This window comes from Labilithrix luteola (assembly GCF_001263205.1).
Taxonomy (GTDB): Bacteria; Myxococcota_A; Polyangia; order Polyangiales; family Polyangiaceae; genus Labilithrix; species Labilithrix luteola.
The window spans coordinates 428,850-441,056 of sequence record NZ_CP012333.1; the positions used below are offsets into that span (position 1 = coordinate 428,850).

At 65.4% G+C, this 12,207-nt stretch carries 11 protein-coding genes; 4 read left to right on the forward strand and 7 right to left on the reverse strand.

Annotation, left to right across the window (positions count from 1 at the left end; translation table 11 throughout):
• Nucleotides 1–25 precede the first annotated feature (25 nt).
• The gene (locus AKJ09_RS02050; protein ID WP_146645488.1) at nt 26–451 is read left to right on the forward strand and encodes a DUF7793 family protein; all 426 of its coding nucleotides are present in this window, start codon (nt 26–28) and stop codon (nt 449–451) included.
• Nucleotides 452–465: 14 nt separating this feature from the next.
• Complete coding sequence (locus AKJ09_RS02055; protein WP_146645489.1) at nt 466–2,322, forward strand: ATP-binding protein; 1,857 nt, start codon at nt 466–468, stop codon at nt 2,320–2,322.
• A gap of 12 nt (nt 2,323–2,334) precedes the next feature.
• Here the strand turns inward: AKJ09_RS02055 and AKJ09_RS02060 are convergent, their stop codons facing one another.
• From AKJ09_RS02060 to AKJ09_RS02090, 7 genes are all read right to left on the reverse strand, one after another.
• Nucleotides 2,335–4,014, reverse strand: a complete 1,680-nt coding sequence (locus AKJ09_RS02060) for an IgGFc-binding protein (RefSeq protein ID WP_146645490.1) — start codon at nt 4,012–4,014, stop codon at nt 2,335–2,337.
• A 76-nt stretch (nt 4,015–4,090) separates the two neighbouring features.
• Entirely contained in the window at nt 4,091–5,437 is a 1,347-nt protein-coding gene (locus AKJ09_RS02065; RefSeq protein ID WP_146645491.1) for an RCC1 domain-containing protein, read from the reverse strand.
• A complete protein-coding gene (locus AKJ09_RS02070) occupies nt 5,434–6,615 on the reverse strand; it encodes a hypothetical protein (RefSeq protein ID WP_146645492.1) in 1,182 nt (393 codons plus the stop codon). Before AKJ09_RS02070 ends, AKJ09_RS02065 begins: the two co-directional genes overlap by 4 nt.
• On the reverse strand, nt 6,612–7,772 hold the full coding sequence (locus AKJ09_RS02075) for a hypothetical protein (RefSeq protein ID WP_146645493.1): 1,161 nt from the start codon (nt 7,770–7,772) through the stop codon (nt 6,612–6,614). The genes AKJ09_RS02070 and AKJ09_RS02075 overlap by 4 nt, the downstream gene beginning before the upstream one ends.
• Nucleotides 7,769–8,950 carry a hypothetical protein gene (locus AKJ09_RS02080; RefSeq protein WP_146645494.1) on the reverse strand — a complete coding sequence of 394 codons (1,182 nt, stop codon included), beginning with the start codon at nt 8,948–8,950 and terminating at the stop codon, nt 7,769–7,771. The genes AKJ09_RS02075 and AKJ09_RS02080 overlap by 4 nt, the downstream gene beginning before the upstream one ends.
• A gap of 12 nt (nt 8,951–8,962) precedes the next feature.
• A complete protein-coding gene (locus AKJ09_RS02085) occupies nt 8,963–9,625 on the reverse strand; it encodes a hypothetical protein (RefSeq protein WP_146645495.1) in 663 nt (220 codons plus the stop codon).
• Between the two features lie 58 nt (nt 9,626–9,683).
• Nucleotides 9,684–10,202, reverse strand: coding sequence for an RNA polymerase sigma factor (locus tag AKJ09_RS02090; protein WP_240488372.1), 519 nt, complete (start codon nt 10,200–10,202; stop codon nt 9,684–9,686).
• A 279-nt stretch (nt 10,203–10,481) separates the two neighbouring features.
• Between AKJ09_RS02090 and AKJ09_RS02095 the strand changes: the two genes are divergently transcribed.
• Nucleotides 10,482–11,585, forward strand: a complete 1,104-nt coding sequence (locus tag AKJ09_RS02095) for a M23 family metallopeptidase (RefSeq protein ID WP_146645497.1) — start codon at nt 10,482–10,484, stop codon at nt 11,583–11,585.
• 172 nt (nt 11,586–11,757) lie between these two features.
• Nucleotides 11,758–12,171: a hypothetical protein gene (locus AKJ09_RS02100; RefSeq protein ID WP_146645498.1), complete on the forward strand. Its 414-nt coding sequence runs from the start codon at nt 11,758–11,760 to the stop codon at nt 12,169–12,171.
• The last annotated feature ends 36 nt before the right edge of the window (nt 12,172–12,207 follow it).

Consider the following 12,207-nt stretch of genomic DNA (forward strand, 5'->3'; position numbering starts at 1 on the left):
GTAGTATGCAACAAGGAGCGTGAACGTGATTCCCGTGGATCAGTGGCAGCACCTCGGCTCGAGCTCCAATGCCGAGTTCTATCTCGTGGAGACGGAGATTCTGGCAGTCGTCCCGTACGAGCGTTGCGAAGACAACGAGAAAACCGCCAGAGAGAGCCTTGCCTTCCAAACCGCGCACTGGCGCTCGGTTGGACATCGCGGAGCCGCGATCATCTTCATGGATCGTGTGCTCGTCCAAGACGGCGGCGCGCGGACGGTCTACGAGGAGGAGTCGCACGGCCTTCTCACCACGTGCTTTGCGCTCGTGGGAGAGACATTCTTCGGACGCGTGACCGCTTCGGTCTATACCGGTCTCAAGAAGCCGGCGATTCCCACGCAGGTCTTTCGCTCCCTCGAAGACGCTCTTCCGTGGATCCGCGAAACGAATCGCGTCCGCGGCGGCCGCATCTGAGTCAAGATGGGCCCATGACGCCGGCTCTCGATGGCGATCGCGCGCTCGCCGAGAAGCTCGTCGACGTGTTCCTGCGCCTCGTTCGAGGCGACCTGACAGCCCGCATTCCTCGAAACTTCCGCGAGGACCACGAAGACGCCATTGCCTTCTTCATCGACGTGCTCGCCGAACAGATCGGCGACACGCAGCGCCGCGAGCGCGCCTACGAAGTCGGCATGGCGGCGCTCATCGAGAAATTCATCGCGCTCGCCAGCGGCGACTTCACCGTGCGTGCGGAACGTACGGGGCGCGGTGATCCGCTCGACACGATGGCGTACATGCTCAACAACGTCGCCGTCGAGATCGGGCTTCTCGTCGGTGACCACGAGAAGCAACGAAAGCTGCTCGAGATGGTCCTCGAGTCGATGCTCGACGGCGTGCTCCTCCTCGATCGCCAGGGGCGCGTTCATCGAACCAACGCCGCGATGGCAAAGCTCCTTGGTCGCCGCGCGAAGGACCTCGTGGGCCAACGCGTCGGCGAGCTCTTGGCGCCGAGCGAGCGCGCGCTGGCCGACGAGCTGTCGAGCGAGCGCGTCGGCGAAGCCTTCGTGAATCGCGACACGTTCTTCCGCACGTCCGAGGGTGGGACGTTCGCCGTGGCCGTGAACGGCTCACCGCATCGCGACGCCGGGGGAGAGCCCGTGGGCTTCGTTCTCGTCGCGCGCGACGATCGCGAGCTCCGGCAGGTCAACGCCCAGCTCCACATGAGCGATCGTCTCGCCACCATGGGTACGCTCGCGGCGGGCGTTGCCCACGAGATCAACAACCCGCTCGCCTTCGTCTCGGCGAACATCGACTTCGTCCTCGAAGAGATGAATGCCGTCAAGGCAGGTGAACCTCTTCCGCCCAAGCTCGTCGCCGAGCTTCGCCGAGCGTTGAGTGCCTCGCGCGAAGGAGCGCTCCGCGTCCGAAACATCATTCGCGATCTGCATCACTTCACGCGTGGCGGCGAGGCAGGCACGTCACACCTCGATTTGAATGCGCTGCTCGAGGCTGCCCTCAATCTCGTGCAGAACGAGCTACGGCATCACGCCCGCCTGTCGAAGGCGTACGGGGAGCCTCCGGCGGTGCACGCCAACGAAGGCCAGCTGCTGCAGGTGTTCATGAACCTGCTCCTCAACGCGGCACAGGCCATTCCTCTCGGCTCGGCCGATGCGAGTGAGATTCGAATCACCACCGGTGCGGCCCCGAACGGCGCATTCGTGGAGATCCGCGATACCGGCACGGGCATTTCGGAGGAAGATCTGCCGCGGATCTTCGACCTCTTCTACACCACGAAGGCCATCGGCGAAGGCACCGGTATGGGCTTGTCGATCGCGCGAAGACTCGTCGAGAAGGCGGGCGGGCGCCTCGAGGTCGAGAGCAAGCTCGGTGTCGGCAGCGCCTTCCGCGTGGTTCTCCCCGCCGCCCCGGAGCAAACGGGCGCCACGCGACCGGCCTCCGCCAAGAAACGCCGCTCGGTGCGCCGCCTCCGCGTCCTCGTCGTCGACGACGAGCTCGAGGTCGGGGCATCCGTACGACGGGTCCTCGGTCGAACGCATTCCGTGCACGTCGCAGGAGGCGCCGCCGAGGCGATCGTCCGGCTCGACAAGGGCGGCTACGACCTCGTCCTGTGCGATCTGCTCATGCCGGAGATGACAGGCATGGAACTGCACGAGCGCTTGCGCGAGACGAAGCCCAACGTGGCCGAGCGGATGGTGTTCATGACGGCCGGCGCGTTCAGCGCGAAGGCGCAGCAGTTTCTCGGCAAGGTCCCGAATCGCCGCGTCGAGAAGCCGTTCGATGCCGAAACGCTGCGCGCGCTCGTCAAAGAAGTGGCCTCGGCACGATGACCGACGTGACGGTCAGCGAATGCCCGTGACCGTATTGAGCGTCTTCGTTCCCATACCGGCGGGGAAGCCGTAGCTCGCGGTGATGTCCCAGCCCCAGACCGTGAGCGCGAAGGGATTCTTGCTCGACGCGCGATGCACGCCGTTGTCACAATCACCCTCCGGACCGCCGTTCTTCACCAGGTCGACATAGGCAACTTCGTAATTGCTATTTCCAACCTTCTGCCAGCCTTGAACGGTTCCGAGGCAATCGAGCTGCACGTCTTCGAACTTGCCGTCCACGGCGCCGCGCGTGAAGACGAGATTCGTGTTGCCGTACGTAGGGTCGGTCAGAAACAGATACTTCGAGAGATATTGGCCGACGGGAATGACGTTGACCATCTCGGGGTCCCCCATGTTGGTCGTAACGAGCGAGCCGCCCGTCATGTACGACGCAACGTAGATGGGATGCGCATCGTCCTGCGTGCGGACGACGAAGGGCCCGGGGGCGAAGAACTCCTTCGATTCGCCACGCATCAGCTTCGTCGGCGCGTCGGGGATGGGCGGGTCGTACGTGAGCGTGGTGTCGTCCGCGGCGGCGAGAACGAGCCACGGCGTGACCTCGGGCTCGCCCGGCTCACGATCGCGATAGCGCGTCGCGACGTACTCGTGACCGAACAGGCGAATCGGCGGAATGTTCTGATGGAGCGTGTCGCAGAACGGTCGCCCCTCGGGGATGTTCATGCACGATGCTCCGCCGGCGACCGCCACGGGCTTGTCCGCCTCGACCCCGGTACCGTCCGCATCTTGGACGCCTGCAAACTGCAAAAACTCTCCGCGCTGAAGAAGGTACTCGCCCACCTCTCCCTGCTTGACGATCGGCGCGCCGGCCACGCTCTGCAAGTCCAGAGTGGGTCGAATCTTGACGTGCGTGTCGTCCTGGCTCGCGAGGACCTGGAACCATGTTCCGACCCCCCGGGCCGCCTGCTCTCCGCCAGTATGATAGCCGTCCGCGGCGACGGCCTCCGTACCCCACGAAGAGGTCGGGAGGAGAAGCGACGCGCTCGGGAAATAGCTCTTGGCTCCACCGTACGGATAGATGTCGTACGCCGTCACGGGGGCCGACGAACGAATGTGGAACATCGTTCCCTTGCCGCTTCCGCGCACGGCCGCCGAGCTGAGGACGCCGGCGCCGACCGTCTCCGGACACGGAACGTAGAGGGGCATTCCCTCCTCCGATATAGGTACCGTCGGCTCCATCGCGAGGAAGAGGATCGCGACCTCGTTGCTGGGGAGTTTGCCCTCGGGCAAGAGCTCGTAATGGATGTCGGCGCCCTGCCCGCGCGGAACGCGGAAATAGCTCGAGGGGATTGCCTGACCGCCGTACTCGACCTGGAGCTCGACCGGCGCGTTCCAGGTGTTGGCGACCATGACGGCGTAACAGCTACCGTCATTCTTGACGCCCTCCTCGCCAAAGAGGAAGGCCGAGGGCTTGGCCGCGAAATACTCGCAGCCAACGGAGCTCTGCTCTTGATCGGCCACTTCGCAGCTCGGCTTGCAGACGTTGCCGACACACGTCGAGTAGGCGTCGCATGCGGTGACGACTTCGCCGTGGCAATCGACGAGAGCTCGCCCGTCGGGTGCGCATTGCGCGAGACATTCCCCCGACGTGAGCGGCGGGGGGCGGTAAGAGCATCGTCGGTGCTCTTCGCGCACGCGGAGGAGACGGCGACACCGAAGGTGACGGCAAGCAGCGCGGCTCGGGGGCCGAGGGAGAATCGACGAGAACGCATCATGGCGTGAGCACCAAAGTCTTGGGTTCGAAGTGAGGAAGCGCGTCCGCCGTGCCCGAACCGAGCTGGCCCTTGTCGTTTTGCCCCCAGCACTGCACGTTGCCGTCTCGAAGGAGCGCGCAGGTGGCCGTGTCCATTATCGCGAATCGTACCGGCGGGCCGGCCAGCGACTTCACCACGACCGGCGTCGCCCTCACCTCGGCATCGCCGCCACCAAGCTGGCCGTAGGCGTTGTCACCCCAGCATACGGCCGTCTGGTTGGAGAGCATGGAGCACGCCGCGCGCGCACCAACGGTGACCGTGAGAGCATACTCGCCCTTCGGTTCGACGCCGGCAGGTGCAGGGTACACGGAATCGGCGCCGACGGTCGGGGCCGCGCCCCAACAGTACACGCGTCCGTTGGACAGCGCACACGCTCGGTTCCCACGGGCAGTGATCGACGACACCCAGGAGAGCTCGATCTTGTCAGGCGGCGACGCCGGCCAGGACACCTCGCGACCGAGTACGCCGGTCTGGGACCCAAGATAGGTGCCCGAGAGGCCCCACGAGACGAGCCCGCTTTCGGTCAGAGCGATCGTTCCTCGCCCGGCGACTGCGAGCGCAGAGCCCTTGCTGCCGAGAGCAAACTTCGTGGCCGAAGCGAGCGCGGCAGCGTCGCGCGGTAGCGAGGGGATCTGCCCGGCCTCGTTCGAGCCCCAGCAAGAGACCTCACCATCGGCGTGCGTCGCGCACGAGACACGTTCACCCGCGAAGATCCCGGTCGCCGTTCCTAGCCCCTCGATGGGCGCGGGCGTGGGCGACGATTCGACGTCGACGGCACCGGCGACGACACGACCGAGCACGCCCTTGTCGTTCGATCCCCAGCAAACCGCCTCGCCACCGGTGCGGAGCGCGCAGTAAACGTCGCCTGGATACGACGCACTCCCGGAGAGCTGCGTTACACCGGTCAATCCGCCGACGGGCGCTGGTGAGAGCGTCGAGGCGGTCGAGTCTGGGCTCCGTCCGAGTGCGTGACCGATGTCGCTGCCCCAGCAGCGGACGGTGCCGTCACTCATACGAACGCATGCCGAATCGGCGCCTGCGGCGATCTCGACGGCACAGGGCGAGGTCGCGCAGGTGATGGCGGGCACGCTGGCGTCGACGAGCTCGCCGGCGTCGACCGCGGCCTCGGCGGCGTCGGGTCTCGCCGAGTCGGTCGGGGCGGCGGCATCGCCCGCATCCCCTCCGTCTGCCTTGTCGGTGTTCGTGTTCGGACCGTCGTCGCTCGAGCTGCACGCCACGACGGTTGCGAGCATGCCGAGCGCGAGGCCCGTGGCGACGAGCGTGAGATGATGACGACGAATCACGGCACCTGCCTCCGGAGCGCAATGCCTTCACCCACGACGAAGATCTCGCCTTGGGCAGTTCCCGAAATGCCCGTCAGGTGATTCCCGGCGGGTGCACCATTGAAGAAGAACGAGAGCTCGTGCCAGGTCGTCCCGTCGTAACGGTAGACGCGCCCCGTATCGGCAGCGGCCCACACTTCGCTTGCGCTTCGCGCCCATAGCGCTTGCACCCACGTGCGTGGGCGGTACGGGTCTCTCACCCAGGAGCTCGCGCCAGCGTCGGCTTCCAGCCATGCCGACACGTTCGGCGCGGAGAGGAACGGCCTGCCGCCCGGCGGGGCAATGCCGGCGATGATTGGATATCCGGCGCCGTCGACCTCTTTCTGCAAATCGCCCAACATCTCGAACGTCCACGTGGGCGCCCCCGCATCATCGAGCGTGCGATGGCCGACGTAAGCCCACGATTCGAACGTCTCGGGGTCGTATTCGGATTGGCCGCCAACGTAGACATCGCTGGGGCCGCTCCCCCAGATCGCATAGAACGTTCCGCCCGCCGGGTTCGACTCGTCGGTCCACTCGCCGCCGCCCACCGAGTGGTGAATCGACCCCGTGCGCCCCACGACCCAGGCGTCGTCGTTGCCGGTCATCCACGTGGCTATGAGCTCACCGGGGAACGCCGACGTCGTCACGGTCACTCCATCACTGCGCAGGATGACCGTCGAGTTGTCGTCCTTGGCGGTGCCGATCGCGATGAGATGGCCTTTGCCATCACCCGCGAGCGCTGCCAGTCGGATGCTGCGCTTCGCGGCGCCAGAGCCGAGCGTCGGCGCATAGCGCGGCTTCCAAACGCCATCTTCGAGACGAAGGAGCTGGGCCGTCCCCTCGTCGCCGGGCTGACCATTGGCGATCGCCCAGGTGCCGATCACCGGGTCGACCTGAACGCCCATGAACATCCATTTCGTGAATCCATAGGCCGAGGGCGGAGGCGTATCGACGAGGCAGAAATCGTTGCTGCAGCGAAGCGCTTCGGCATCGATATCGCGCCCTGAATCGTTGGCGTCTTCACCACCGGCATCCGCCGGGCTGGCCTCGGGGACGCCGCCATCGGTAGAGGCCGAATTCGGTGTCTCGTCCGCATGGGCGCAAGCCACGAAGGCCGCGGCCGGCATCAGCGCAAGCAAGAGATAGCGCTTCATCATTTGGTCCCCGTCGCGCGGTTCGAGCGGAGGAATGCGTTCACGCCTCCAATCCACACATCGTCCCCCGCGGCCGTGACGGTATAGAAGCGCGGTCGTCGATCTTCCGCATACGGAATCTCACGCTCCGTCCAGCTCGAGCCATCCCAGTGGATGACCACGCCTTGGTCGCCGACGGCCCAGATGTCGTCGGGTCGTGAGCCCCACAGCGCGAGGAGGTCACGCGTCACCGGAGATGGCACGACATGCCAAGCGTCCACCTTCGGGTCGCCTCCGGTCCAGTGTCGAATCACGCCTTGGATACCGACAGCCCAAACGTCGTTGGAACCGAATCCCCAGATCGCCTTGAGCGTTCGCAGCGAGCTCGAGTTCATCTCGATGAACCGAATCGGCTCTCCGTCAGGGCGCGGGGAACTGTCGGTCAAGTACACCTTCCCTGCTTCGCCCACGAACCACTGGCGCTGGGCGCTCTCGGCCCACACGCCATGGAGCTTCGTGCACCGCTCGCCGGGGTCGTTCCGCCCTGGGCACGGCGGTGAAATGGGGACGACGGAGGGGACGCCGCCGTCCGGGTGCGCGCCGAAGCGCCACATGTTCGCGTGGACCGTATCTCCGGCTTCGGGGATCAGCGCACCAGCCATGAAGAGCTCGGAGCCGGACGCCGAGATTCCGTCGAAAATAGCATTGTTGCCGAGGCGCACGTTCTCGGGCGCGCCGTTGGCCGCGCGATTCAGCTTGAGCAGCGTGTAGCCGCCATTCGCGCCCCAGACCGTTCCGTCGGCTCCTGCCGTGATGCCGAAGATCGAAGCGCGCGTTCCCGATTTGACGCGCGTCCAGCTCGTGCCGTCGAAGTGAGCCACGAAGCCGCCGGACCCGCCCACCCAGACGTCGGACTCCGAGACGGCCCAAGAGGCGTTGATCGCCACGCCGCTCAGATCGGGAAGTGACGTCCGGCAGAACGAAGCGTTGCACGTGGGAACGCCGCCTTCCGCATCGACCTCCGCGGAGCTCGCATCGGTCGGCCCCGCGTCGGTCCCGCCGTCGAGGGAGTCGCCCGTGCCCGACGAGTCGGACGAGCTGCACCCGGTCCAGAAGTTCGTCGAAGCGATCGCGAGCAGCACGAGGCTCGCGGCGCTGCTGGGGGAACCCAAGGCCTTCACTGGGGACCTCCGGGGTTGCACGGGGCCATGACGCAGGAGCCACCCATGCACGGTTGGCCCGCAGCAAGGTCACACTGAATTCCGCAGCCGCCGCAATTGCGCGGATCGGAGGACGTCATGGTTTCGCAACCGTTGTCGGCCCGGCCGTCGCAGTCTGCCAATCCAGGCGCGCATTCGGTCGAGCAGTGCCCGAACTTGCAGACGGGCTTGGTCAAGAAGTCGATTGCGGGGCAGCCGTTCCCGCAGGCGCCACAGTTGGCGGCGTCGTTGTCGAGATCGGTACAGAAGAAGTCCTCGCGAAATGGACACGCTGCCTCGTTCGGGGCGCAGGCACACTTGCCGCCAGCACACGATTGCCCGTCTGCACAGGCTCTTCCGCATGCTCCGCAGTTCTTCGGGTCATCGTAGAAGGCGACCTCGCAACCGTCTTCGATCTTGCCGTTGCAATCGATATAGCCGTCATCGCACTTCAGAACATTACATTTGGAATCCACACATCCGTAGATCATATGCGGATACGAAGGCGGGTCGAGGATTGGGCAAACGTTTCCGCAGGCCCCACAGTTGTTGTTGTCGGCCGGGAGATAGTTGCAGAGATTGCCACATCCCGGGGTGCACGCAGTGAGACCGCTCGGACATCCACAAGAGCCCTTGCGGCATTCCACGCCCGCCGGACACTTGATCCCGCATCCGCCGCAATTGTTCGCGTCGCACTGCGTATTCGTCTCGCAGCCGTCGGTCGGATCCGCATTGCAATCCGACATGCCGATGGCGGCGTCACAGACCATCTTGCAGGCACCGGCCTGGCAAAACCATTGCGCGTTGAAGAGGTTTCTCACCCCGTCGCCGCGCGGACACGAGACTCCGCAGGCGCCGCAATTGTCGTTGTCGGAATCGAAGTTGGTCTCGCAGAGGAACGTGTCGCTCGGACAAGTTCCGTAGGGAGCCTGACACGACGTGCTCACGCAAAGCGGTTTGAACGCGTTGGCGTCGACGCAGTTCGCGTCGCCATTGCAGGCATCGACGCCCGCTTCGGCGACGAGCTGGGGCTGACCGTTACCGAGCTCGAATCCGAGGTTCTCGTCGGACTTCGAGGCACAACCGGACGGCGCCGCCAAGACGCCGACGGCCACGCCGAACGCGAGCGCCGGCACGCGCAAGGATTCACGAATGGTCATCGAAAGAGCCCTTCACTCGGGATTGGAAGACGCGAGATTGCGAATCCGTCGAACGTGGGGTGACGACGGGAAGCGCGTCTCGAAAGCTTTGGCGCGCGCGCGCATTTCCTCGTTCTGTCCGAGGAGAGCCAGCGCCTCGATGGCAACGCGCTCGCGCTCCTGCACGAAGGAGCCATTCGGGCAGCGCGTGAAATGCTCGCGGGTGAGTTCGAGCGCGCGTCGAGCGTCGCCGGCGCGCAGCGTTGCATCGGCGCGCTCGACGAGCTCGATTTCGTTCGTGCAGGTCGACGCAGGAGAAACTGGCGACACCGTCGCCGGGCGCGCTCGCTCGGCCGCGGCCGTGGGCAACGAGTCGACGGAAATGGATGGCACCGCGTTGGCCACGGCTTGTTCGTTCGCGATGGCAGGCGCGCTCGGCGTGACGGACACCGGGGCTGCAGTCACGACAGACGAAGGAGACGCCGACACAGCGTCCACGCGCGACTGCGTCCGCAAGGCTATCGGCATGCCGACGATGGCTCCAGCCACAGCCACCACGATGAGCCATCGCCATCCCGACACGAGCGTGGTGGACTTGGTGCTCGGCGCGACGATCGGACCGAGACGCGTGGCCAGCTCCTGCATTTTTGCGTCCGAAGGCAGGTCCTCGGGCTGCTGGCGAAGGAGCGAACGCATGAACGCGTCCTCGGGGGGGCGTCTTTGGCGAGGTCGGTGAGGCGAGTGGGCCCGCGAGTCATTTGAATTCCCTTCGCGCGCGGTAACGACGAACGGCGTCGTCGACCGAGGCGCGTGCTGCACGTAGACGCGAATAGGCCGTAGCCACGGGGACCTCGAGCGATTGCGCGACCTCGTGCATCTCGAGTTCTTCGAGCTCGAAGAGGACGAAGACGGAACGCTTGTCTTCGTCGAGTTGGTCGAGGATGGCGTGGAGGACCTGGCGCGCTTGTTTCTCGTTCAGAGACTCGACGGGCGTGGTGGGGTCGACCGGCTCTGCCGCCTCCTCGACGGCGACCTCGCGTGCCGAGCTCCGGATGCGCCGATGACGGGCGGCGACCCGGATGCAGATGCCGTAGACCCACGCCCTGAGCGAATCGCGTTGGCGAAGCTCGCCGAGCCTCCGGTGGACGACGACGAAGACCTCCTGGAAGGCGTCGTCGACATCCGCCGGGTGTACGCCGAGCCTCCGCAAGATGCGGTGGGCATAAGGCCCCTGCTCCCGAAAAATGACCGCGACGTCTTCGGAACTGGACACGGGAAACGACGACGCGTGCGCGCTTTCGGAAGCTACAGAAGCGATGGTTCCCGGCGCCACAAGGGATGGTGCTGACCGGGTGCCCCCATTATTACGAAATCGTACCGCGCCCTCACGAAGACGAAAAATCTCGTTATCGGCGCGCCGTTGGGTGTTCGAAGTTCGCGCGGGAAAGCTCGAGCGTCGACACTGTAAGGGCACTCCGGCCGGGAATCCGTCGCGGAATGCGACGGGCGTGGGGTTGCAGCTCGGGCGTGGCGGGCCCATATCCTGCCCACCATGCGACTGACCCTTTTGGCCTCCGTGGCGTCCCTTCTGCCCCTCGTCACGCTCGCTTGCGCGGGTGGGAATCCGCCGCCGAGCGCCCCAGAGGGCAAGTGCCTGTCGTCGCCGGCCCCCACCAAGGAAGCGGCCGCCCCCTCCGCGCCCGCCTCGACGTCGGCCGCTACGACGCCGAGCGTCGTGCCGGTCGACGCCGCGGCGGCCGATCTGATTCGTGCCATCGACGCCAAGGATGCGGCGGGCATCGTGGCCAAGTTCAACGGACCGATGCGCGAGGTGCTTCCGCTCGAGAAGGCTGGCCCGTGGGTGAACGCGATGCTGGAGGCCAAGGGGCGCATCCTCTCGTCGACGCGCGATGCCGGGCGAGGCAACGATCGCAGCGGGACGTACACGTTCAAGGCCGAGCGCGGCGAATGGCGGGTCGAGCTGCATCTCTCGAACGACGACACGATCATCGGCCTTCGCTTCAACGATCCGCCGGCACCCGATCCCGAGGTCGTCAAGAGCACGCTTGTCATGGGCCTGCCCTTCCGCGGTCAGTGGTCGGTGTCCTGGGGAGGGCCGTCACTCGACGTGAACCAGCACGTCTCCCACAAGAGCCAACGGCGCGCGACCGACCTCGTGATGGTCGACGAGGCCGGCAAGACGCATCGTGGCGAGGGCAAGAAGAACGAGGACTACTACGCCTACGGTCAAGAGATCCTCGCGGTCGCCGACGGCACGGTCATCACTGTCATCGACGGCGTGCCCGAAAACGCGCCCGGGTCGATGAATCCGTATTTCGCTGCAGGCAATCTCGTCATCATCAAGCACGGCGATCAGCTGTATTCCGTCTATGCCCACTTGCAGCCGGGCAAGCTCCGGGTGAAGCCGGGCGCGACGGTGAAACGAGGCGCCGTGCTCGGCCTGTGCGGCAACGCAGGCAATACGAGCGAGCCGCATTTGCACTTCCAGCTCCAGGACGGCCCGCTCTTCGAGAACAGCTACGGCGTCGAACCGATCTTCAAGGACGTCTCCATCGTGCGAAACGGCAACGCGTCGAAGCTTGCCGAATACACTTGGCTCAAAGGCGATCTCGTCGGCGACCTGAAGAAGAAGTAGCCCTGCATGACGTTCTGAGCCTCGGAACGAACATTTTCCCGTGGGCGCCAGCGCACATGGGCGCGGCGTATTTCGCGAGACATCATGCGCCTCGACCTGTCCGAGCAGCGAACGACGGGCAACCGGCCGACAGACGACCTACCGGCCTGGCGACGTCGCAACGAGGATGCTCATGAACACTGCCATCAAGCTTGGACTGATTGTCTCGATCGCGACGGCCGCCGTCGCCTGCAACAAGGCCGACGCGACGTCGAGCGAGGGTTCGAAGCCCGGCAAGGCTGCCTTCGTGCAAAAGGGCATCAAGCCCGGCAAGGTCGCCGTCGGCTACCTCCAGGACGAAAAAGATCCTTTGCAATGCGGCGTCGTCACGGATGCCCCGGAAGGCAAGGACAAGTTCACCAAGAACGGTCCTGAGCTCGCCAAGATGATGAAGGCGAAGCTCGTCACGGCCTGCCCCACCGACAGCGTCGTCGGTACATGCGACGTCGGCATGGGATTGCTCGTGAACTATTCGGGCCCCACCTGGACGACGCAGAGTGCGAAGACGGACTGCACGTCGAAGCCCAGGCAAACCTGGATCGAGTGACGAGCCGGTCGACCTCGCGAACGAACACGTGCTCGA